The organism is Escherichia sp. 20412-1, from assembly GCF_003027595.1.
In the GTDB taxonomy this organism is placed as follows: Bacteria; Pseudomonadota; Gammaproteobacteria; order Enterobacterales; family Enterobacteriaceae; genus Escherichia; species Escherichia marmotae.
Genome location: NZ_PYQM01000033.1, coordinates 1 through 23,186, shown reverse-complemented (window position 1 = coordinate 23,186; position 23,186 = coordinate 1). Strand labels below are relative to the sequence as shown.

The window sequence follows — 23,186 nt, the reverse complement described above, 5'->3', positions numbered from 1 at the left end:
TTGTTTAGTGTGATTGTGACAGGCGTTTCACCGCCGTCTGTAAAGCGTATGCCCCGACAGTAGCTGTATGCATAGCGATAAATTCCAGCCAGCCGGGACGCCGGTCTATTTTGCCCCAGAGTGTCAATGTGAGACTTGACGGACATTGTGCAGCGATCTGCTGCCATTCTCCGGCAAAAAACAAAATATACCTTCGTTTCGCCATTGTCACCTTTTCCGCAGCTCAAAAACTGCGTCAGGGAGAACGAGGTCGCACATTATAACGATTTCGTAGCAAATGGCAGCTAAATACTGGTCTTATCAGGGAAGATAATCAACAGCTAACATGTAAATAACTTTCAACGCCGCGTATTTTGCAACAAGCCGCACAGTTCATGAAATTAGCGCCACCATTGACGGAACTTCTTATAACGTAAGGCTAAAAGCAGTAAAGCCAGCCCAGCGTAGATGATTGGCTGTGGTGAGATAATCTTTACTGACCACAGATAATGTATGGGGGCCAGGATCGCGACAAGATAGACGAAGTTATGCAATTGTTGCCAGCGTTTGCCTAAGTTTCGCTGCATCGCCTGCGTGGAAGTGAATGTTAAAGCCAGTAAAATCAGCCAACTGATAATTCCGAGCGTTAAATAAGGTCGGGTGACTAATTCCTGACCCAATAACGTCAGATTATTCACTCCCAGCTCCAGCAAGGCATAACTGGTTAAGTGCAGCGTTGCCCAGGCGAAACACCATAAACCCAACAGGCGGCGAGTGCGAATCAATAATGGTTGTTTAGCGTAGCGCGCCAGCGGCGTAACCAACAAGGTCGCCAGCAAGAATTTCAGCGCAGTCCGACCGGTAAAATGCTGAATATCTTTCACCGGATCGGCACTTAATCCACCGTGGTTAATTGCCCACATCAGCCAGACAAACGGCAAAAATCCGGCAAGATGCAGGCAAACTTTCAGCCATGTCACTTGTTTTGCTGTCAGTCGCACTTAGAAATTCTCCCGTAAATCCAGTCCACGATAAAGCGACGCCACTTGATCGGCGTATCCGTTAAACAACAGCGTTGGCTGACGTTGTACATCAAGAATGCCACCTGAACCGATAAACCGTTCGGTAGCCTGCGACCAACGGGGATGATCAACATGCGGATTGACGTTGGCATAAAAGCCGTATTCATCGGGCGCGGCCAGATTCCAGGTGGTTGGCGGACGCTCCCGGGTCAGCTTAATACTGACAATCGATTTAATCCCTTTAAAGCCATATTTCCACGGCACAATCAGCCGTACCGGTGCGCCATTTTGCGGCGGTAACGCCTTGCCATAAACACCAACGGTCATCAGTGTGAGCGGATGCATCGCTTCGTCGAGACGTAATCCTTCTATATAAGGATATTTCAGGCCGCCGCCAATAAACCGGTCCTGCTGGCCTGGCATCTGTTCCGGCGCATAAATGGTTTCGAAGGCGACGTATTTCGCGTTACTGGTCGGTTCTGCCAGTGCCAGCAATTTGTGCAGCGGAAAACCAATCCACGGCACCACCATCGACCATGCTTCTACGCAACGCATACGATAAATCCGCTCTTCCAGCGGGAAACGACGGGTCAGTGCATCATGATCGAGGGTTAACGGTTTAGCGACTTCACCGCTGATTTTCAACGTCCACGGATCAGTTTTCAGACTGCCGGCATTCGCCGCTGGATCGGCTTTATCCAGTCCGAACTCATAGAAGTTGTTATAGCCGGAAACTTTATCTTCCGGCGTCAGTGGCAGGTTATTTTGCCAGGCGGCAGGCCTGCTGAATTCTAATGGCTTTCCGGCTGGTGCGGGCGGGCGATCGTTACCCTTAAACCAGCTAAGCAGGTCGGCATGAGTAGTGGTTGGTAGAGAAAGTGCAGCAGCGCTGATGCCTAACGTTTTCAGAATCTGCCGACGTTGCATAAAAAAAGCCGATTCGGCAGTGACATCGGCTTCTGTAAGTTGACGAATTTTTTTCATAACAGACTCCCGGTATGCTCCTGATTACTATGGCAGGGAGAATGTCAAAGTGCTGCTAAAATTCGTTAATGATATGTAAATTATTTTGTGCGAAATCTTAGCTTATTTTTACCAATGTGCGCCCTTGCACCTGGTTATTAATAATGGCTTCAGCAAACTTCGGAGCATCTGCCAGCGAAATTTCTTTTGCTGCCTGCGAATAGAATGATTCCGGTAGATCTGCGACCAGACGCTGCCAGGCTTGCGCGCGGCGTTCTGGTGGCGTCATGACTGAATCCACCCCTTGTAAACGGACATTACGCAGAATGAACGGCATTACCGTGGTTGGCAGGGCAAAGCCACCCGCCAGACCACAGGCTGCCACACAGCCACCGTAGTTCATTTGTGCCAGTACTTTCGCCAGCACTTTGTCGCCAACAGTATCAATCGCGCCAGCCCAAAGCTGTTTTTCCAGTGGACGGGATTCAGCAAACTCATCGCGCGGCAAAATACGGCTGGCACCTAACCTTTTCAGGTATTCATGGGTACTTTCACGACCAGAAACGGCAACGACCTGATAACCCAACTTATGCAACAGTGCTACGGCCGTACTGCCGACGCCGCCGCTGGCGCCCGTAACGACAATTTCGCCATCCTGCGGATGAATACCGGCATCTTCCAGCGCCATTACGCACAGCATGGCGGTAAACCCGGCAGTACCGATAACCATCGCTTTACGCGCGTCCAGACCTTGCGGCATGGCAACCAGCCAGTCACCTTTCACGCGCGCCTGCTGTGCCAGCCCGCCCCAGTGGTTTTCACCAACGCCCCAACCGGTGAGTAACACTTCCTGACCGGCATGAAAACGAGGATCTTCACTGGCGCGTACGATTCCTGCGAAGTCTATGCCAGGAATCATCGGAAAATTGCGGATGATTTTTCCTTTACCGGTAATCGCCAGCGCATCTTTATAATTCAGGCTCGACCAGTGGACATCGACCGTCACATCGCCTTCCGGCAGGCGACTTGCGTCCAGAGTCTGTACAGATGCGAGGGTTTTGCCGTCCTGCTGTTCTAAAAGTAACGCCTGCATAAGAGGTCCTCATGTGCATGATGGATTGGAAAATAATTTCTGAAGACTATACTCGCTAATGGAAAAGCAAAGCCGATGAAGCGCAATAAATTGCGAGATAAATCTGATTTGCTGGTATGCCCGCGTCCTCACTATCGGAGTTAACACAAGGATGAGATTAACGACGAAATTTTCGGCCTTTGTCACGCTGCTCACCGGGTTAACAATTTTTGTGACTCTGCTGGGCTGCTCGCTTAGTTTCTACAACGCCATTCAGTATAAGTTTAGTCATCGTGTTCAGGCAGTGGCGACGGCGATCGATACCCATCTTGTGTCGAATGACTTCAGCACATTGAGGCCACAAATCAGCGAACTGATGATGTCGGCGGATATCGTTCGCGTGGATCTTTTGCACGATAAAAAACAGGTTTATACCCAGTCCCGCAATGGCAGCTACCGTCCGGTTGGTACTAGCGATCTGTTTCGCGAGCTGACTGTACCGTTGATTAAACATCCGGGGATGTCTCTGCATTTGGTGTATCAGGACCCGATGGGCAACTATTTCCACTCGCTGATGACCACTGCACCGCTCACTGGTGCGATTGGATTTATCATTATTATGCTCTTCCTGGCTGTACGCTGGTTGCAACGGCAACTTGCCGGGCAAGAACTGCTGGAAACCCGCGCCACTCGTATCTTAAACGGTGAGCGCGGCACGAATGTGCTGGGCACCATCTATGAATGGCCGCCAGGGGCCAGCAGTGCACTGGATACGCTGCTTTGCGAAATTCAGAATGCGCGCGAACAGCACAGTCGTCTCGATACGCTGATTCGTTCCTATGCTGCGCAGGATATTAAAACTGGCCTCAATAACCGCCTCTTTTTCGACAACCAACTGGCAACGTTACTGGAAGATCAGGAGAAAGTAGGGACTCACGGGATCGTGATGATGATCCGCCTGCCGGATTTCAATATGTTGAGCGACACCTGGGGGCACAGTCAGGTTGAAGAACAACTCTTTACCCTGACAAATTTGTTATCGACATTTATGATGCGCTATCCGGGGTCGCTGCTGGCACGTTATCACCGTAGCGATTTTGCCGTGCTGTTGCCACACCGGACATTAAAAGAGGCGGAGAGCATTGCCGGGCAATTGATCAAGGCGGTTGATACCTTACCGAGTAATAAAATGCTCGATCGTGATGATATGATTCACATCGGCATCTGTGCCTGGCGTAGTGGGCAGGATACCGAACAGGTGATGGAACATGCTGAATCCGCTACGCGCAATGCCGGATTACAGGGCGGCAACAGTTGGGCCATTTACGATGACTCGTTACCTGAAAAAGGGCGCGGTAACGTTCGTTGGCGTACGCTCATTGAGCAAATGCTTAGCCGCGGCGGCCCGCGTCTTTATCAGAAACCGGCGGTTACCCGTGAGGGGCAGGTTCATCACCGCGAGCTGATGTGCCGCATCTTTGATGGTAATGAAGAGGTCAGCTCGGCGGAATATATGCCGATGGTGTTGCAGTTTGGCTTATCGGAAGAGTATGACCGCCTGCAAGTCAGTCGCCTCATCCCGCTGCTACGCTATTGGCCGCAAGAAAATCTGGCGATTCAGGTCACCGTTGAGTCGTTGATTCGTCCACGTTTCCAGCGTTGGCTACGCGATACGTTGATGCAATGTGAAAAATCGCAACGAAAACGCATAATTATTGAACTTGCAGAGGCTGATGTTGGTCAACATATCGGTCGCTTGCAACCTGTTATTCGTTTAGTGAATGCTTTAGGGGTTCGGGTCGCCGTCAACCAGGCCGGATTGACGCTGGTAAGTACCCGTTGGATCAAAGAACTTAATGTTGAATTACTCAAGCTCCATCCGGGGCTGGTAAGAAACATTGAGAAGCGAACAGAGAATCAATTGTTGGTTCAGAGCATGGTAGAAGCGTGTTCCGGGACCAACACTCAGGTTTACGCTACGGGCGTACGTTCGCGAAGCGAGTGGCAGACCCTGATTCAGCGCGGGGTTTTAGGTGGACAGGGGGATTTTTTCGCGTCCTCACAGCCACTTGATACTAACGTGAAAAAATATTCACAAAGATACTCGGTTTAACCTGCCGTTTGATCCGTTTTCACGTAGAATAATGCGCGCTGCGTTTCACGGGAGCGTGCTTGTCTGTTCGCCAGATTGTTGCAGCACATATGCAGATGAATGACCTTACGCAGTTGCAAACAGGCGAGGAATGCTACTGATGCATTTAGCCTCTCTGGACTCAGGTAGAGATTTGTAACAAAGGAAACAAACTGCACTAATTTTCACCGCAGCAGATGATTTTTGCGCCTTGTCGCTGCTGCGTGTGGTTGGTAAAGTAAGCGGATTTTCTTTTCCGCCCCAGCTTTCAGGATTATCCCTTAGTATGTTGAAAAAATTTCGTGGCATGTTTTCCAATGACTTGTCCATTGACCTGGGTACTGCGAATACCCTTATTTATGTAAAAGGACAAGGCATCGTATTGAATGAGCCTTCCGTGGTGGCCATTCGTCAGGATCGTGCCGGTTCACCGAAAAGCGTAGCTGCAGTAGGTCATGACGCGAAGCAGATGCTGGGCCGCACGCCGGGCAATATCGCTGCCATTCGCCCAATGAAAGATGGCGTTATCGCTGACTTCTTTGTGACTGAAAAGATGCTCCAGCACTTTATCAAACAAGTGCACAGCAACAGCTTTATGCGTCCAAGCCCGCGTGTTCTGGTTTGTGTGCCGGTTGGTGCTACCCAGGTTGAGCGCCGTGCTATTCGTGAATCCGCGCAGGGCGCAGGTGCCCGCGAAGTCTTCCTGATTGAAGAACCGATGGCCGCAGCAATCGGTGCAGGCTTGCCGGTATCTGAAGCAACCGGTTCAATGGTGGTTGATATCGGTGGCGGTACTACTGAAGTTGCCGTTATTTCTCTGAACGGCGTGGTTTACTCCTCTTCTGTACGTATCGGTGGTGACCGCTTCGACGAAGCGATCATCAACTACGTTCGCCGTAACTATGGCTCTTTGATCGGTGAAGCGACCGCAGAACGTATCAAACACGAAATCGGTTCTGCTTATCCGGGCGATGAAGTCCGTGAAATCGAAGTTCGTGGCCGTAACCTGGCAGAAGGTGTGCCACGCGGCTTTACGCTGAACTCCAACGAAATCCTTGAAGCGCTGCAAGAGCCGCTGACCGGCATCGTTAGCGCGGTGATGGTTGCGCTGGAACAGTGTCCGCCGGAACTCGCTTCCGACATCTCCGAGCGCGGAATGGTGCTCACTGGCGGTGGTGCGTTGCTGCGTAACCTTGACCGTTTGTTAATGGAAGAAACCGGCATTCCAGTTGTTGTTGCTGAAGACCCGCTGACCTGTGTGGCGCGTGGTGGCGGCAAGGCGCTGGAAATGATCGACATGCACGGCGGCGACCTGTTCAGCGAAGAGTAATCGGATGCAGGCAGGGGAAGCGTCTGTTTACCCTGCCTGATCTGATACGAGAATACGCATAACTTATGAAGCCAATTTTTAGCCGTGGCCCGTCGCTACAGATTCGCCTTATTCTGGCGGTGCTGGTGGCGCTCGGCGTTATTATTGCCGACAGTCGCCTGGGGACGTTTAGTCAAATCCGTACTTATATGGATACCGCCGTCAGTCCTTTCTACTTTATTTCTAATGCTCCTCGAGAATTGCTGGATGGCGTATCGCAGACGCTGGCCTCGCGCGATCAACTAGAACTTGAAAACCGGGCGTTACGTCAAGAACTGCTGTTGAAAAACAGCGAGCTGCTGATGCTTGGACAATACAAACAGGAGAACGCGCGTCTGCGCGAGCTGCTGGGTTCTCCGCTGCGTCAGGATGAGCAGAAGATGGTGACCCAGGTTATCTCTACGGTTAACGATCCGTACAGCGATCAGGTTGTTATCGACAAAGGCAGCGTTAACGGGGTTTATGAAGGTCAGCCGGTCATCAGCGATAAAGGTGTTGTTGGTCAGGTGGTAGCGGTCGCAAAACTGACCAGCCGCGTGCTGCTGATCTGTGACGCGACCCATGCGCTGCCAATTCAGGTACTTCGTAACGATATCCGCGTAATTGCAGCGGGTAACGGTTGTACTGATGATTTACAACTTGAGCATCTGCCAGCGAATACTGATATTCGTGTTGGTGATGTATTGGTGACATCTGGTCTTGGTGGTCGTTTCCCGGAAGGTTATCCGGTGGCAGTCGTCTCTTCCGTGAAGCTCGATACCCAGCGCGCTTATACCGTGATTCAGGCTCGTCCGACTGCGGGTCTGCAACGTTTGCGTTATCTGTTGCTGCTGTGGGGCGCGGATCGTAACGGCGCTAATCCAATGACGCCGGAAGAAGTGCATCGCGTTGCTAATGAACGCCTGATGCAAATGATGCCGCAGGTGTTGCCTTCGCCAGATGCAATGGGACCAAAACTTCCGGAACCGGCAACGGGAATTACCCAGCCAGATCCGCAGCAACCAGCAACGGGTACTGCCACTAACCGCTCTCCACAAGGGGTTACGCCGCCGCAAAGTGGTGCTCAACCGCCTGCACGTGCGCCGGGAGGGCAATAGTGGCGAGATATCGTAGCCAGGGACGCTGGGTTATCTGGCTCTCTTTCCTCATCGCGTTGTTACTACAAATTATGCCCTGGCCGGATAACCTCATCGTTTTCCGGCCAAACTGGGTATTACTCATTTTATTGTATTGGATCCTGGCCTTGCCCCATCGCGTAAATGTGGGCACAGGTTTTGTGATGGGTGCCATACTGGATCTGATCAGCGGTTCTACGCTCGGTGTACGGGCGTTGTCGATGAGTATCATTGCTTATCTGGTAGCGCTGAAATTCCAGCTTTTCCGCAACCTGGCATTATGGCAGCAGGCGCTGGTCGTCATGTTGCTTTCGCTGGTAGTGGATATTATTGTTTTCTGGTCAGAGTTTTTGGTGATCAACGTCTCTTTCAGACCCGAAGTGTTCTGGAGTAGTGTAGTCAATGGTGTGCTCTGGCCGTGGATTTTCTTGCTGATGCGCAAAATCCGTCAGCAGTTTGCAGTGCAATAAAGGTTTCTATGACTTCTCTGTATTTAGCTTCCGGTTCTCCACGTCGTCAGGAGTTACTTGCGCAACTTGGCCTCACTTTCGAACGTATTGTTACGGGCATTGAGGAGCAGCGTCATCCGCAGGAGAGCGCGCAGCAGTATGTTGTGCGTCTGGCGCGCGAAAAAGCGCAAGCGGGCGTCGAGCAAGCAGCGCAGGATTTGCCGGTGCTGGGGGCGGATACTATCGTGATCCTGAACGGAGAAGTGTTAGAGAAACCGCGCGACGCAGAACATGCGGCGCAGATGTTACGCAAATTATCGGGACAGACCCATCAGGTAATGACAGCAGTGGCGCTGGCCGACAGCCAGCACATTCTCGATTGCCTGGTGGTTACCGATGTGACTTTCAGAATGTTAACAGGTGAAGACATCGCGGGATATGTCGCCAGCGGTGAACCGTTAGATAAAGCAGGTGCATACGGTATTCAGGGGCTGGGTGGTTGTTTTGTCAGGAAGATAAATGGCAGCTATCACGCCGTAGTCGGCTTACCGCTGGTTGAAACGTATGAATTATTAAGTAATTTTAACGCACTGCGTGAGAAAAGGGATAAACATGACGGCTGAATTGTTGGTAAACGTAACGCCTTCGGAAACGCGAGTGGCGTATATTGATGGCGGCATTCTGCAGGAAATTCATATTGAACGTGAGGCGCGACGCGGAATCGTAGGCAATATCTACAAGGGTCGTGTAAGTCGTGTACTTCCGGGTATGCAGGCGGCTTTTGTAGATATTGGGCTGGAGAAAGCCGCGTTTCTACACGCTTCTGACATTATGCCGCACACTGAATGTGTGGCGGGCGAGGAACAAAAGCAGTTCACGGTACGCGACATTTCGGAACTGGTCCGCCAGGGGCAAGATCTGATGGTACAGGTGGTGAAAGACCCTCTGGGCACCAAAGGCGCGCGCCTGACCACGGATATCACGCTGCCGTCTCGCTATCTGGTGTTTATGCCTGGCGCATCCCACGTTGGGGTTTCCCAACGCATTGAAAGTGAATCCGAACGTGAACGCCTGAAAAAAGTGGTCGCAGAGTATTGTGACGAGCAGGGTGGGTTTATCATCCGTACCGCAGCGGAAGGTGTTGGCGAAGCAGAACTGGCTTCCGATGCCGCTTATTTGAAGCGCGTGTGGACTAAAGTGATGGAGCGTAAAAAGCGCCCACAGACTCGTTATCAACTGTATGGCGAACTGGCGCTGGCACAGCGTGTCCTGCGTGATTTTGCTGATGCCGAACTGGACCGTATTCGCGTTGACTCGCGTCTGACTTACGAAGCATTGCTGGAGTTTACCTCGGAATACATTCCTGAGATGACCAGCAAGCTGGAGCATTACACGGGCCGCCAGCCGATTTTCGATCTCTTTGATGTAGAAAATGAAATTCAGCGGGCGCTGGAGCGCAAAGTTGAGCTGAAGTCCGGTGGCTATCTGATTATCGATCAGACCGAAGCAATGACTACTGTGGATATTAATACCGGGGCGTTTGTCGGTCATCGCAATCTGGACGACACCATTTTCAATACCAATATTGAAGCGACGCAGGCTATTGCTCGCCAGTTACGGTTGCGTAACCTGGGCGGGATTATCATCATTGATTTCATTGACATGAATAATGAAGATCACCGTCGTCGCGTGCTTCATTCACTGGAACAGGCGTTGAGCAAAGACCGGGTAAAAACCAGCGTTAACGGTTTCTCGGCACTGGGACTGGTGGAGATGACGCGTAAGCGAACCCGCGAAAGTATTGAGCACGTACTGTGTAATGAATGCCCAACCTGCCACGGTCGCGGAACGGTGAAAACGGTGGAAACCGTATGTTATGAAATCATGCGAGAAATCGTTCGTGTGCACCATGCTTACGACTCTGACCGTTTCCTGGTCTATGCTTCTCCGGCAGTAGCCGAAGCCTTGAAAGGCGAAGAGTCGCACTCACTGGCGGAAGTGGAAATTTTCGTTGGCAAACAGGTTAAAGTACAAATTGAACCGCTCTATAACCAGGAGCAGTTTGATGTCGTTATGATGTAAACAGATGCTGGGTCGCCATCCGGCAAAGGGTTTTTGAGTCACATTTTTAGCAGACAAGGAGTGACGGGTGAGGCGATTGCCGGGGATTTTACTGCTTACTGGAGCCGCGCTCGTTGTGATCGCTGCGCTGCTGGTCAGCGGCCTGCGTATTGCTTTACCGTACCTCGACGCCTGGCGTCCGGAAATCCTCAACAAAATAGAATCTGCTACCGGAATGCCGGTGGCTGCCAGTCAACTCTCTGCCAGTTGGCAGAATTTTGGCCCGACGATTGAAGCACGCGACATTCGTGCAGAGCTAAAAGATGGCGGTGAGTTTTCGGTTAAACGCGTCACCCTGGCGCTGGATGTCTGGCAGAGCCTGCTGCATATGCGCTGGCAGTTTCGCGATCTCACTTTCTGGCAACTGCGCTTTCGCACCAATACACCAATTTCCAGCGACAGCGGTAATGACAGCCTGGAAGCCAGCCACATCAGCGATCTTTTTCTACGCCAGTTCGATCACTTCGATCTCCGCGATAGCGAAGTCAGCTTTCTGACGCCATCAGGCCAGCGTGCTGAACTGGCGATCCCGCAACTTACCTGGCTTAACGATCCGCGTCGGCACCGTGCGGAAGGCCAGGTAAGTCTCTCCAGCCTTACCGGACAGCACGGCGTGATGCAGGTGCGGATGGATCTGCGTGATGACGAGGGGTTGTTAAGCAACGGTCGCGTATGGCTACAGGCTGATGATATCGACCTGAAACCGTGGCTGGGTAAATGGATGCAGGACAACATTGCGCTGGAAACGGCGCAGTTCTCGCTGGAAGGCTGGATGACGATCGACAAAGGCGATGTGACCGGTGGCGACGTCTGGCTGAAACAGGGCGGCGCAAGCTGGTTGGGTGAGAAGAAAGCGCATTCGCTGTCGGTGGATAATCTGACCGCACATATTACGCGTGAAAATCCGGGCTGGCAGTTTTCTATTCCTGATACTCGTATCACTATGGACGGCAAACCCTGGCCAAGCGGGGCATTGACGCTGGCCTGGATACCGGAACAGGACGTTGGTGGGAAAAATAATAAACGCAGTGACGAACTACGTATTCGCGCCAGCAATCTGGAACTGGCTGGGCTGGAAGGCATACGCCCGTTGGCAGCGAAACTTTCACCTGCTTTGGGGGATATCTGGCGTTCCACGCAACCGAGCGGCAAGATCAACACGTTGGCGCTGGATATCCCGCTTCAGGCTGCAGAAAAGACCCGCTTTCAGGCATCGTGGAGCGATCTGGCCTGGAAGCAATGGAAATTACTACCGGGGGCGGAACATTTCTCCGGGACGCTTTCCGGTAGCGTAGAAAATGGTTTGCTTACCGCTTCCATGAAGCAGGCGAAAATGCCTTACGAAACGGTATTTCGTGCGCCGCTGGAAATTGTCGACGGCAAGGCGGCCTTAAGCTGGCTGAATAACGATAAGGGTTTTCAGCTCGATGGCCGCAATATTGATGTCAAAGCCAAAGCCGTCCATGCGCGTGGTGGTTTCCGCTACCTGCAACCGGCTAATGATGAACCCTGGCTTGGCATTCTGGCTGGCATCAGTACCGATGATGGTTCGCAAGCCTGGCGCTATTTCCCGGAAAACCTGATGGGTAAAGACCTGGTTGATTACTTAAGTGGGGCGATTCAGGGTGGTGAGGCGGAGAACGCGACGCTGGTTTATGGCGGCAATCCGCATCTTTTTCCATACAAACACAACGAAGGTCAGTTTGAGGTGTTGGTGCCGCTGCGTAATGCGAAGTTTGCTTTCCAGCCGGACTGGCCAGCATTAACTAATCTCGATATTGAACTGGACTTTATTAACGACGGTTTATGGATGAAAACCGATGGCGTTAATCTGGGTGGCGTGCGTGCCAGCAATCTCACCGCAGTGATCCCTGACTACTCGAAAGAAAAGTTGCTGATTGATGCTGACATAAAAGGTCCGGGCAAAGCTGTTGGCCCTTATTTTGATGAGACGCCGCTGAAGGATTCGCTGGGGGCGACCCTGCAAGAACTCCAGCTCGACGGCGATGTGAATGCTCGCTTACATCTCGATATCCCGCTGGACGGCGAGCTGGTTACAGCGAAAGGCGAAGTGACGCTGCGTAACAACAGTCTGTTTATCAAACCGCTTGATAGCACTCTGAAAAATTTGAGCGGCAAATTCAGCTTTATCAATGGCGATCTACAAAGCGAATCACTAACCGCAAACTGGTTTAACCAGCCACTGAACGTGGATTTTTCCACCAAAGAAGGGGCGAAAGCCTACCAGGTTGCGGTGAATCTCAACGGCAACTGGCAACCAGCGAAAACTGGCGTTCTGCCTGAAGCGCTGAATGAAGCGTTAAGCGGCAGTATGGCATGGGATGGTAAAGTGGGCATTGAGCTACCTTATCAAGCTGGCGCAACGTATAACGTTGAACTGAACGGCGATCTGAAGAATGTGAGCAGTCACTTACCTTCACCGTTAGCCAAACCTGCTGGCGAACCGTTGCCAATTAACGTTAAGGTCAACGGCAATCTCAACAGCTTTGAATTAACCGGACAGGCAGGCGCGGATAACCATTTCAATAGCCGCTGGTTGCTCGGTCAAAAGCTGACGCTCGATCGCGCCATCTGGGCGGCAGACAGCAAAACGCTCCCTCCGTTACCGGAGCAAAGTGGTGTTGAACTCAATATGCCGCCGATGAACGGTGCCGAGTGGCTGGCCTTGTTCCAGAAAGGCGCAACGGAAAAAGTTGGCAGCGCAGCGAGTTTCCCTCAGCACATTACGCTACGTACACCGATGTTGTCGCTGGGAAATCAGCAATGGAATAACCTGAGCATTGTTTCGCAACCGATGGCAAATGGTACGCAGGTCGAGGCGCAAGGGCGTGAAATCAACGCTACGCTGGCGATGCGTAATAACGCACCGTGGTTAGCGAATATCAAATATCTCTATTACAACCCGAGCGTGGCAAAAACTCGTGGTGATTCAACGCCGTCATCATCTTTCCCGACAACGGAGCGTATCAGCTTCCGTGGCTGGCCGGATGCGCAAATACGTTGCGCAGAATGTTGGTTATGGGGGCAAAAATTCGGCCGCATCGACAGTGATATCACCATTTCCGGCGATACGTTAACCCTGACCAACGGGCTGATTGATACCGGTTTCTCGCGGCTCACTGCTGATGGTGAATGGGTTAATAATCCCGGAAATCAACGGACATCGCTGAAAGGAAAACTGCGCGGACAGAAAATTGATGCTGCCGCAGAATTTTTTGGTGTTACGACGCCAATACGCCAGTCATCATTTAATGTGGATTACGATTTGCACTGGCGTAAATCGCCGTGGCAGCCAGACGAGGCGACATTGAACGGCATCATTCATACACAACTGGGCAAAGGTGAAATTACCGAAATTAGCACCGGACATGCCGGACAGTTGCTGCGCTTATTGAGTGTTGATGCCCTGATGCGTAAGCTGCGCTTTGATTTCAGGGATACCTTTGGCGAAGGGTTCTATTTTGACTCCATTCGCAGCACCGCGTGGATTAAAGACGGCGTTATGCACACTGACGACACGCTGGTGGATGGCCTGGAAGCGGATATCGCCATGAAAGGATCGGTAAATCTGGTGCGTCGCGATCTCAATATGGAAGCGGTTGTCGCGCCAGAGATTTCTGCGACAGTGGGCGTGGCTGCGGCCTTTGCGGTTAACCCGATTGTCGGCGCGGCAGTGTTTGCCGCCAGTAAAGTGCTGGGGCCGCTGTGGAGTAAGGTCTCCATTTTGCGCTATCGCATTTCTGGTTCGCTGGATGCTCCGCAAATCAACGAAGTGTTGCGTCAGCCGCGTAAAGAAAAAGCGCAATGATTTGACGAGGGCATGTAATTGCCCCAATCTCATAAGATAATCGTTGCCATAAAACCAACGAACCGGAACAAACCGCAGGCCGGATAAGGCGTTTACGCCGCACCCGGCAGCCGTAAAAAATCCTCTACCGCAGTAACTAACGAGTAGCAAAAACGATGAGTCTGAACCTGGTAAGTGAACAATTGCTAGCGGCGAACGGCCTGAAACATCAGGACTTGTTCGCGATCCTCGGTCAACTGGCCGAACGTCGCCTTGATTATGGCGATCTCTATTTTCAGTCGAGCTATCACGAGTCCTGGGTTTTAGAAGACCGCATTATCAAAGATGGTTCTTACAACATCGATCAGGGTGTTGGTGTGCGTGCAATCAGCGGTGAAAAAACCGGGTTTGCTTACGCAGACCAAATCAGCCTGCTGGCGCTGGAGCAGAGTGCGCAAGCGGCGCGCACCATCGTCCGTGATAGTGGCGATGGCAAAGTACAAACACTGGGCGCGGTAGAGCATAGCCCGCTGTATACCTCGCTTGATCCGCTGCAAAGCATGAGCCGCGAAGAGAAGCTGGATATCCTGCGCCGCGTCGATAAAGTTGCCCGCGAAGCGGACAAGCGCGTACAGGAAGTGACTGCCAGCCTGAGCGGCGTCTATGAATTAATTTTGGTCGCGGCGACTGACGGAACTCTGGCGGCGGATGTCCGCCCTCTGGTGCGTCTTTCCGTGAGCGTTCTGGTCGAAGAAGATGGTAAACGCGAACGTGGGGCCAGCGGCGGCGGCGGTCGTTTCGGTTATGAGTTCTTCCTTGCTGACCTCGATGGTGAAGTTCGCGCTGATGCATGGGCGAAAGAAGCAGTGCGTATGGCACTGGTCAATCTTTCCGCCGTTGCCGCGCCTGCGGGGACTATGCCGGTTGTTCTCGGCGCTGGCTGGCCGGGCGTGTTGTTGCATGAAGCGGTCGGTCACGGCCTGGAAGGCGACTTCAACCGCCGTGGTACATCGGTCTTTAGTGGCCAGCTCGGTGAGCTGGTGGCTTCTGAACTGTGTACCGTGGTTGATGACGGTACGATGGTTGATCGCCGTGGTTCGGTGGCGATTGATGACGAAGGCACACCAGGTCAATACAACGTGTTGATTGAGAACGGGATCCTGAAAGGTTACATGCAGGATAAACTCAATGCGCGTTTAATGGGTATGACGCCGACCGGCAATGGTCGCCGTGAATCTTACGCTCACCTGCCAATGCCGCGTATGACCAACACCTACATGCTGCCGGGTAAATCGACACCGCAGGAAATCATTGAATCCGTTGAGTATGGTATCTATGCGCCGAACTTTGGCGGCGGTCAGGTAGATATCACCTCTGGTAAATTTGTCTTCTCCACCTCAGAAGCGTATCTGATTGAAAACGGTAAAGTGACGAAGCCGGTGAAAGGCGCAACGTTGATTGGTTCCGGTATCGAAACCATGCAGCAGATTTCGATGGTGGGCAACGACCTGAAACTGGATAACGGCGTGGGTGTCTGCGGTAAAGAAGGGCAGAGCCTGCCGGTTGGCGTAGGTCAGCCGACGCTGAAAGTCGATAACCTGACTGTTGGTGGTACAGCGTAATCTGTCCAGGACGGTAAGCGTCGCATCAGGCATCGGTTGCCGGATGCGGCGTGAATGCCTTATTCGACCTGCGCTAAGGAATTACTTCTCTTTCCCACGCCCGTGCATCTCCTGAAAAAGTTTTCCTACCTCGACAAAATAATCCGTTAATGAGTTGATCACTACCTGCACCTTTAACGGCAACTTATCTTTTTCGGTATATAGCGCATAAACCGGGCGAGGATCTGACTGGTAACGCGGCAGCAGGATCTCCAGGTCCCCGCGATTGATCTCATTGATCACCCACATCAGCGGCACGTAGGCGATCCCCGCCCCAGCAGTTAGCCAGCGAACCAGCGTCATCGGATCGTTAGTGACAAATCGCCCTTGTGGGATGAGGCGCGTTGAGATCCCTTCCGGAGCGATCAGTTCAAATTCATTGTCCGGGCGCACACTGTATTCAAGCCATGAATGACTACTTAAATCGGCTGGTTTTTCCGGTACGCCATACTGTGTGAGATAGCTTTTGGCGGCGCACACCACCATTGGCATCGCGCCCAGGCGGCGGGAAAACAGGCTGGAATCTTGTAATGCGCCAACGCGGATCACCACGTCAAGGCCATCGGCAATCAGGTCAGGTGCAGGAATGCCCGTGACCAGATTTACGCTTAAGCCCGGGTACTCTTTCAGCATTTTTGCCGTCAGCCCCGCGAGAACATTTTGTGCCATAGTTGAAGAACAGCCAATACGTAGCGTGCCGATGGGCGTGTTATTGAAAGCATACAGTTGCTCATGAACATCCTGCACTTCATGGAGCATCCGGCGACAGCCTTGATAGTAAATTTTACCCGCTTCGGTCAGGCCAATGCTACGCGTGCTGCGGTTTAGTAGCTTAACCTGCAACTCATCTTCCAGTTTAGATACCGTCTGACTGATGGATGATACGCTCATCTGTAACTGCCTGGCGGCGGCGGTAAAAGAGCCAAATTCAACTACTTTGGCAAAAACCGACATGCGTTTTAGTCGTTCCATTATTCACTCTGACTTAAAAGTGATTTAGATCACATAATATAGATAACAGCATAACAGTTACGCTAATATATTAAATATTAATCTACAGCAATGTTGCTCTCGCCCGGCTTTCCATGCCCTTCTCTGCGGCGACAGATGCTGAAAATAATGACGCCTGCTCTCTCTATACAACCAAGGTCAACATGAGTCTGTTTCCCGTTATCGTGGTGTTTGGGCTGTCCTTCCCACCGATATTTTTCGAATTGCTTTTATCACTGGCGATTTTTTGGCTAGTGCGCCGGGTACTTGTGCCAACAGGTATCTACGACTTTGTCTGGCATCCGGCGTTGTTCAACACCGCTCTCTATTGCTGTTTGTTTTATTTGATATCGCGACTGTTCGTTTGAGGTTGAAGTGAAAACACTAATAAGAAAATTCTCCCGTACGGCCATTACGGTCGTATTAGTCATTCTGGCCTTCATCGCAATTTTTAATGCCTGGGTCTATTACACCGAATCTCCGTGGACGCGTGACGCGCGCTTTAGCGCCGACGTGGTGGCAATTGCGCCGGATGTCTCCGGTCTCATTACCCAAGTGAATGTTCATGATAACCAGTTGGTGAAAAAAGGGCAGGTACTGTTCACCATCGACCAGCCGCGCTATCAAAAGGCGCTCGAGGAAGCACAAGCCGACGTTGCTTATTATCAGGTGCTGGCACAGGAAAAGCGCCAGGAGGCCGGACGTCGTAACCGTCTCGGCATACAGGCGATGTCTCGCGAAGAGATCGACCAGGCCAACAACGTGCTGCAAACGGTCCTGCATCAGTTAGCGAAAGCGCAGGCGACCCGCGATCTGGCAAAACTGGATCTTGAACGCACAGTGATCCGCGCGCCAGCAGATGGCTGGGTGACCAACCTCAACGTCTATACCGGTGAATTTATTACGCGGGGATCAACGGCCGTTGCACTGGTGAAACAGAACTCCTTCTATGTGTTGGCCTATATGGAAGAAACCAAACTGGAAGGTGTACATCCAGGATATCGCGCAGAGATCACGCCGCTTGGTAGCAATAAAGTGCTGAAAGGTACGGTCGATAGCGTTGCTGCCGGAGTCACTAACGCCAGCAGCACGCGTGATGACAAAGGTATGGCGACTATCGACTCTAACCTGGAGTGGGTGCGTCTGGCGCAGCGTGTTCCGGTACGTATTCGTCTCGACAACCAGCAAGATAACATCTGGCCTGCCGGGACTACCGCCACTGTGGTGGTTACGGGTAAACAAGATCGCGACGAAAGTCAGGATTCGTTCTTCCGAAAAATGGCTCATCGCCTGCGCGAGTTTGGTTAATCACGATGGGTATTTTCTCCATTGCTAACCAACATATTCGCTTCGCGGTAAAACTGGCGACCGCCATTGTGCTGGCGCTGTTTGTTGGTTTTCATTTTCAGCTTGAAACGCCACGCTGGGCGGTACTGACAGCGGCGATTGTTGCCGCAGGTCCGGCCTTTGCAGCCGGTGGAGAACCGTACTCGGGCGCTATTCGCTATCGCGGCTTTTTGCGCATCATCGGCACATTTATAGGCTGTATTGCCGGGTTGGTGATCATTATTGCGATGATCCGCGCGCCATTGTTGATGATTCTGGTGTGCTGTATCTGGGCCGGTTTTTGTACCTGGATTTCTTCGCTGGTACGAGTAGAAAACTCCTATGCGTGGGGGCTGGCGGGTTACACCGCGCTGATCATTGTGATCACCATTCAGCCGGAACCGCTACTTACGCCGCAGTTTGCTGTTGAACGTTGCAGCGAAATCGTCATGGGTATTGTGTGCGCTATTGTGGCGGATCTGCTCTTTTCTCCGCGATCGATTAAGCAAGAGGTGGATCGTGAACTGGAAAGTTTGCTGGTGGCGCAATATCAGTTAATGCAACTGTGTATCAAACATGGCGATGGTGAAGTCGTCGATAAAGCCTGGGGTGACCTGGTTCGACGCACCACGGCGCTGCAAGGAATGCGCAGCAACCTGAATATGGAATCTTCCCGCTGGGCACGCGCCAATCGACGTTTAAAAGCGATCAATACGCTGTCGCTGACGCTGATCACTCAGTCTTGCGAAACCTGGCTGATTCAGAATTCGCGCCCGGAATTGATCACAGATACTTTCCGCGAATTTTTTGACACGCCGGTAGAAACTGCGCAGGACGTCCATAAGCAGCTAAAGCGCCTGCGGAGAGTTATTGCCTGGACCGGGGAGCGCGAAACGCCCATCACCATTTATAGCTGGGTCGCGGCGGCAACGCGCTATCAGTTGCTCAAGCGAGGCGTCATCAGCAACACCAAAATCAACGCGACCGAAGAAGAGATCCTGCAAGGCGAGCCGGAAGTAAAAGTAGAGTCAGCCGAGCGTCATCATGCGATGGTCAATTTCTGGCGCACAACACTTTCCTGCATTCTGGGGACGCTGTTCTGGCTGTGGACCGGATGGACCTCTGGCAGTGGTGCAATGGTAATGATCGCAGTAGTGACCTCGCTGGCAATGCGTTTGCCTAATCCACGCATGGTAGCGATCGACTTTATCTACGGGACGCTGGCGGCGCTGCCGTTAGGGCTGCTCTACTTTTTGGTGATTATCCCCAATACCCAACAGAGTATGTTGCTGCTTTGCCTTAGTCTGGCGGTGCTGGGATTCTTCCTCGGTATCGAAGTGCAGAAACGGCGGCTGGGATCGATGGGGGCGTTAGCCAGTACCATTAACATTATTGTGCTGGATAACCCGATGACCTTTCAGTTCAGCCAGTTTCTCGACAGCGCGTTGGGGCAAATTGTCGGCTGTGTGCTGGCGTTTATTGTCATTCTTTTAGTGCGGGATAAATCGCGTGATCGAACCGGACGCGTACTGCTTAATCAGTTTGTTTCTGCTGCTGTTTCCGCAATGACCACCAATGTTGCGCGTCGTAAAGAGAACCATCTGCCGGCGCTTTATCAGCAGTTGTTTTTGCTGATGAATAAATTTCCCGGCGATTTACCGAAATTTCGCCTGGCGTTGACGATGATTATCGCACACCAGCGCCTGCGCGATGCGCCGATCCCGGTTAACGATGATTTATCGGCATTCCACCGACAAATGCGACGTACCGCGGACCACGTTATTTCTGCCCGTAGCGATGACAAACGCCGTCGTTACTTCGGGCAGTTGCTGGAAGAACTGGAGATTTACCAGGAAAAGTTACGCATCTGGCAAGCACCGCCGCAGGTTACAGAACCGGTGTATCGGCTTACCAGTATGCTCCATAAGTATCAACATGCGCTGACCGATAGTTAAGTCAAAACCGACGGCAAAAGGTGTCAGTTGATATTGCTGATATACTCCAAATTGCCTGATGCGCTACGCTTATCAGGCCTACAAAATTGCATTATATTGAATTTGCACACCCTGGTAGGCCGGATAAAGCGTTCACGCCGCATCCGACATCAACAACGCGCACTTTGTCAATCATCTGAGCCGACGCCAAAAGCGTCGGTTTTTTCATGGCTATACTTAGCGATGATCGGCAGAACTCGCCGCGAAACGTGATGGTGGCAACAGATGAATATCTATAGCTTTGATTTTGATGAGATTGAGAGTCAGGAGGACTTTTATCGCGACTTTCGCCAAACCTTTGGTCTGGCGAAAGATAAGGTACGCGATCTCGACTCTCTGTGGGATGTGTTAATGAACGATGTCCTGCCACTACCGCTGGAGATTGAGTTTGTTCATCTGGGAGAGAAAACGCGTCGCCGTTTTGGCGCGTTAATACTGTTGTTTGATGAGGCAGAAGAAGAGCTGGAAGGACATTTGCGTTTTAATGTTCGCCATTAGCGCAAAAAAAAGCCTCCGAACCGGAGGCAATCTCGTCGGACAAGACGATGAGGGTTTATTTGTACAGTTCAGCCGTGGCGTGCCAGGTATCACCGCTACGAGCTTCAGTAATCTGGTAGGCCGTTGCGCCCTTCTCTTCCGCTTTTTTGTTCAGCATTTCACGCATATCCATCGGTGAAGAGGCAACGCCACTTACGGATACAGTACCGATAGCTTCACGATTTTGTGCTTGTGCAGCATCAATGGAATCGGCAGCGAATGCACCGAAAGAGACAACAGAAAGTACGCTTAATGCAGCAACAGTGGTTTTGATTTTCATGATTTTTACCTCGACATAATCTTTTAGTTGGGTCTTTGTTTCGTGACCCATATCACAAAATCAAGTATACACTAATTATTGAGCTAATTAATACCACGCTAACTGTTTCTATTGAATGTAAATTGTTAAAAATTTTAACCTTTATAACAAATTGGAATTAAAAATAGGGTGATTTATAGTAAATGGCATTAATTTCAATAAGATATGTTTTTTTGCATAATATGCGGTTTTTACTTTATGTATTCGATGTGTGAATTTTTTGTCTCAAGAAACGCACTATTCGTTAAATAAATGGCAGGGAAAACAAGGGGGACAGGGGACTGCAACATTTTCCCCGCCGCCAGAAGCGACGGGGCAAGAGATTAAAGCTCCTGATCGAACAGCTCTAAGATCGCTTCATACAGGTCTTTGACGGTGAAACCTTTGGCAGGGGTGGTAAAGATGGTGTCATCACCAGCAATGGTGCCAAGAATACCTTCTGCTTTGCCCAAAGAGTCCAGCAGACGCGCAATTAACTGTGCCGCGCCGGGGCTGGTATGAATCACCACAACAGCGTCGTTGTAGTCGATATCCAGCACCAGATTTTTCAGCGGGCTGGACGTGGTTGGTACGCCCAGTTCAGCAGGTAGGCAGTAAACCATTTCCATTTTGGCATTGCGGGTACGTACAGCACCAAACTTGGTCAACATCCGCGAGACTTTAGACTGATTAATATTGTCAAAGCCTTGCTCCTGCAATGCGGCGACGATTTCGCCCTGGGAGCTAAATTTCTCTTCTTTAAGTAACGCTTTAAACGCTTTAACTAATTCTTCTTGCTTAGCCGAGCTTCGCATAAGTCACCCGATATGGTGGTTGATACAACATTATTGTGCATACAGATGAATTTTTATGCAAACAGTCTGCCCTGGAGAAGGCTGAAATAATGTTATGAAAGAGCGGGATTTTATCAAATTTCGTTATTGAGAAACATGCCTGTGTCACGGCGCGTAAATTTCGCTTAAAAGTAAATTAATTGTTATCAAATTGATATTGTTTTGGCTGAACGGTAGGGTATATTGTCACCACCTGTTGGAATGTAGCTCTGATGCATAAGCGGCTGTTAATTACGTAAGTTAGCTCCCTGATTACGTCAATTAAATGCATAAACGCCAAATTTGCGTGACTACACATTCTTGAGAAGTGGTCATTGTAAACTGTGAATTTGTGGATTAAGGTCGCGGCAGCGGAGCAACATATCTTAGTTTATCAATATAATAAGGAGTTTAGGATGAAAGTCGCAGTCCTCGGCGCTGCTGGTGGTATCGGCCAGGCGCTTGCATTACTGTTAAAAACCCAACTGCCTTCAGGTTCAGAACTCTCCCTGTATGATATCGCTCCAGTCACTCCCGGTGTGGCCGTCGATCTGAGCCATATCCCTACTGCTGTGAAAATCAAAGGTTTTTCTGGTGAAGATGCGACTCCGGCGCTGGAAGGTGCGGATGTTGTTCTTATTTCCGCTGGCGTAGCGCGTAAACCGGGTATGGATCGTTCCGACCTGTTTAACGTTAACGCTGGGATCGTGAAAAACCTGGTACAGCAAGTCGCGAAAACCTGCCCGAAAGCGTGCATTGGTATTATCACTAACCCGGTTAATACCACTGTGGCTATCGCTGCAGAAGTGCTGAAAAAAGCCGGTGTTTATGACAAAAACAAGCTGTTTGGCGTCACTACGCTGGATATCATTCGTTCCAACACCTTTGTTGCGGAACTGAAAGGCAAACAACCGGGTGATGTAGAAGTGCCGGTTATTGGCGGTCACTCTGGCGTTACCATTCTGCCGTTGCTGTCGCAGGTTCCTGGCGTCAGCTTTACCGAGCAAGAAGTGGCTGATCTGACCAAACGTATCCAGAACGCGGGTACTGAAGTGGTTGAAGCGAAAGCCGGTGGCGGGTCTGCAACTCTGTCTATGGGCCAGGCGGCTGCACGTTTTGGTCTGTCTCTGGTTCGTGCGCTGCAGGGCGAAAAAGGCGTAGTAGAGTGTGCCTATGTTGAAGGTGACGGTCAGTACGCACGTTTCTTCTCTCAACCGCTGCTGCTGGGTAAAAACGGCGTGGAAGAGCGTAAATCTATCGGCACTCTGAGTGCATTTGAACAGAACGCGCTGGAAGGTATGCTCGATACGCTGAAGAAAGATATCGCTCTGGGCGAAGAGTTCGTTAATAAATAATTGATTAGTAGATAATAAAAAACCGGAGCAACGTCTCTAATGCCAGTCAGTTAAGCAACTGACTGGCTCTTTTTCGGGGCTGTGGGGTATTTCCAGGGCCTCTCCTTTACCACTCTCGGGAAGGCCCTTTCCCTTCTTGTCGGTAATTTCACAAGTTGTCCCA

At 51.2% G+C, this 23,186-nt stretch carries 20 protein-coding genes; 13 read left to right on the top strand and 7 right to left on the bottom strand.

Annotated elements, in window-relative coordinates:
* Positions 1-380: 380 nt before the first annotated feature.
* The 3 genes from msrQ to C7B16_RS18255 form a co-directional block, all read right to left on the bottom strand.
* Positions 381-980 carry a protein-methionine-sulfoxide reductase heme-binding subunit MsrQ gene (msrQ, locus tag C7B16_RS18265; protein ID WP_001240070.1) on the bottom strand — a complete coding sequence of 200 codons (600 nt, stop codon included), beginning with the start codon at positions 978-980 and terminating at the stop codon, positions 381-383.
* Positions 981-1,985: a protein-methionine-sulfoxide reductase catalytic subunit MsrP gene (gene msrP / locus C7B16_RS18260; RefSeq protein WP_000723884.1), complete on the bottom strand. Its 1,005-nt coding sequence runs from the start codon at positions 1,983-1,985 to the stop codon at positions 981-983.
* Between the two features lie 97 nt (positions 1,986-2,082).
* Positions 2,083-3,057, bottom strand: coding sequence for an MDR family oxidoreductase (locus C7B16_RS18255; RefSeq protein ID WP_001148445.1), 975 nt, complete (start codon positions 3,055-3,057; stop codon positions 2,083-2,085).
* Positions 3,058-3,208: 151 nt separating this feature from the next.
* Here C7B16_RS18255 and csrD point away from each other — a divergent pair, with 151 nt between their 5' ends.
* The 8 genes from csrD (at position 3,209) to tldD (ending at position 15,651) form a co-directional block, all read left to right on the top strand.
* Positions 3,209-5,149, top strand: coding sequence for an RNase E specificity factor CsrD (gene csrD, locus C7B16_RS18250; protein WP_016249262.1), 1,941 nt, complete (start codon positions 3,209-3,211; stop codon positions 5,147-5,149).
* Between the two features lie 304 nt (positions 5,150-5,453).
* Positions 5,454-6,497, top strand: a complete 1,044-nt coding sequence (mreB, locus tag C7B16_RS18235; RefSeq protein WP_000913396.1) for a rod shape-determining protein MreB — start codon at positions 5,454-5,456, stop codon at positions 6,495-6,497.
* 65 nt (positions 6,498-6,562) lie between these two features.
* Entirely contained in the window at positions 6,563-7,633 is a 1,071-nt protein-coding gene (gene mreC / locus C7B16_RS18230) for a rod shape-determining protein MreC (protein ID WP_000802529.1), read from the top strand.
* The gene (mreD, locus tag C7B16_RS18225) at positions 7,633-8,121 is read left to right on the top strand and encodes a rod shape-determining protein MreD (protein ID WP_000135266.1); all 489 of its coding nucleotides are present in this window, start codon (positions 7,633-7,635) and stop codon (positions 8,119-8,121) included. The genes mreC and mreD overlap by 1 nt, the downstream gene beginning before the upstream one ends.
* A gap of 8 nt (positions 8,122-8,129) precedes the next feature.
* Complete coding sequence (yhdE, locus tag C7B16_RS18220; protein WP_001517187.1) at positions 8,130-8,723, top strand: nucleoside triphosphate pyrophosphatase YhdE; 594 nt, start codon at positions 8,130-8,132, stop codon at positions 8,721-8,723.
* Positions 8,713-10,182 (top strand): ribonuclease G, encoded by a 1,470-nt coding sequence (rng, locus tag C7B16_RS18215; RefSeq protein ID WP_000123205.1) that lies wholly within the window; start codon positions 8,713-8,715, stop codon positions 10,180-10,182. Before yhdE ends, rng begins: the two co-directional genes overlap by 11 nt.
* A 67-nt stretch (positions 10,183-10,249) precedes the next feature.
* Positions 10,250-14,050, top strand: coding sequence for an AsmA2 domain-containing protein YhdP (yhdP, locus tag C7B16_RS18210; protein WP_107179973.1), 3,801 nt, complete (start codon positions 10,250-10,252; stop codon positions 14,048-14,050).
* A 155-nt stretch (positions 14,051-14,205) separates the two neighbouring features.
* Positions 14,206-15,651, top strand: a complete 1,446-nt coding sequence (tldD, locus tag C7B16_RS18205) for a metalloprotease TldD (protein ID WP_001517185.1) — start codon at positions 14,206-14,208, stop codon at positions 15,649-15,651.
* 81 nt (positions 15,652-15,732) lie between these two features.
* On the opposite strand, the gene aaeR is transcribed toward tldD, so the two are convergent.
* A complete protein-coding gene (gene aaeR / locus C7B16_RS18200; RefSeq protein WP_000440306.1) occupies positions 15,733-16,662 on the bottom strand; it encodes an HTH-type transcriptional activator AaeR in 930 nt (309 codons plus the stop codon).
* A gap of 182 nt (positions 16,663-16,844) precedes the next feature.
* Between aaeR and aaeX the strand changes: the two genes are divergently transcribed.
* The 4 genes from aaeX to C7B16_RS18180 all read left to right on the top strand — a co-directional run bounded on the left by aaeX (position 16,845) and on the right by C7B16_RS18180 (position 20,498).
* On the top strand, positions 16,845-17,048 hold the full coding sequence (gene aaeX / locus C7B16_RS18195; RefSeq protein ID WP_000051841.1) for a p-hydroxybenzoic acid efflux pump operon protein AaeX: 204 nt from the start codon (positions 16,845-16,847) through the stop codon (positions 17,046-17,048).
* A 7-nt stretch (positions 17,049-17,055) separates the two neighbouring features.
* The gene (aaeA, locus tag C7B16_RS18190; RefSeq protein WP_000854025.1) at positions 17,056-17,988 is read left to right on the top strand and encodes a p-hydroxybenzoic acid efflux pump subunit AaeA; all 933 of its coding nucleotides are present in this window, start codon (positions 17,056-17,058) and stop codon (positions 17,986-17,988) included.
* Between the two features lie 5 nt (positions 17,989-17,993).
* Positions 17,994-19,961 (top strand): p-hydroxybenzoic acid efflux pump subunit AaeB, encoded by a 1,968-nt coding sequence (gene aaeB, locus C7B16_RS18185; protein ID WP_000510989.1) that lies wholly within the window; start codon positions 17,994-17,996, stop codon positions 19,959-19,961.
* A 264-nt stretch (positions 19,962-20,225) separates the two neighbouring features.
* The gene (locus C7B16_RS18180) at positions 20,226-20,498 is read left to right on the top strand and encodes a barstar family protein (RefSeq protein ID WP_001028998.1); all 273 of its coding nucleotides are present in this window, start codon (positions 20,226-20,228) and stop codon (positions 20,496-20,498) included.
* A gap of 55 nt (positions 20,499-20,553) precedes the next feature.
* Here C7B16_RS18180 and yhcN read toward each other — a convergent pair whose 3' ends face one another.
* Both yhcN and argR read right to left on the bottom strand, forming a co-directional pair.
* Complete coding sequence (gene yhcN, locus C7B16_RS18175) at positions 20,554-20,817, bottom strand: peroxide/acid stress response protein YhcN (RefSeq protein WP_107179972.1); 264 nt, start codon at positions 20,815-20,817, stop codon at positions 20,554-20,556.
* Between the two features lie 362 nt (positions 20,818-21,179).
* The gene (argR, locus tag C7B16_RS18170; RefSeq protein ID WP_001257843.1) at positions 21,180-21,650 is read right to left on the bottom strand and encodes a transcriptional regulator ArgR; all 471 of its coding nucleotides are present in this window, start codon (positions 21,648-21,650) and stop codon (positions 21,180-21,182) included.
* A 434-nt stretch (positions 21,651-22,084) separates the two neighbouring features.
* Between argR and mdh the strand changes: the two genes are divergently transcribed.
* Positions 22,085-23,023 (top strand): malate dehydrogenase, encoded by a 939-nt coding sequence (gene mdh, locus C7B16_RS18165; protein ID WP_001517183.1) that lies wholly within the window; start codon positions 22,085-22,087, stop codon positions 23,021-23,023.
* A gap of 50 nt (positions 23,024-23,073) precedes the next feature.
* On the opposite strand, the gene C7B16_RS25375 is transcribed toward mdh, so the two are convergent.
* The coding region (locus tag C7B16_RS25375; RefSeq protein ID WP_223363118.1) for a hypothetical protein at positions 23,074-23,186 on the bottom strand (113 nt) is incomplete at its 5' end.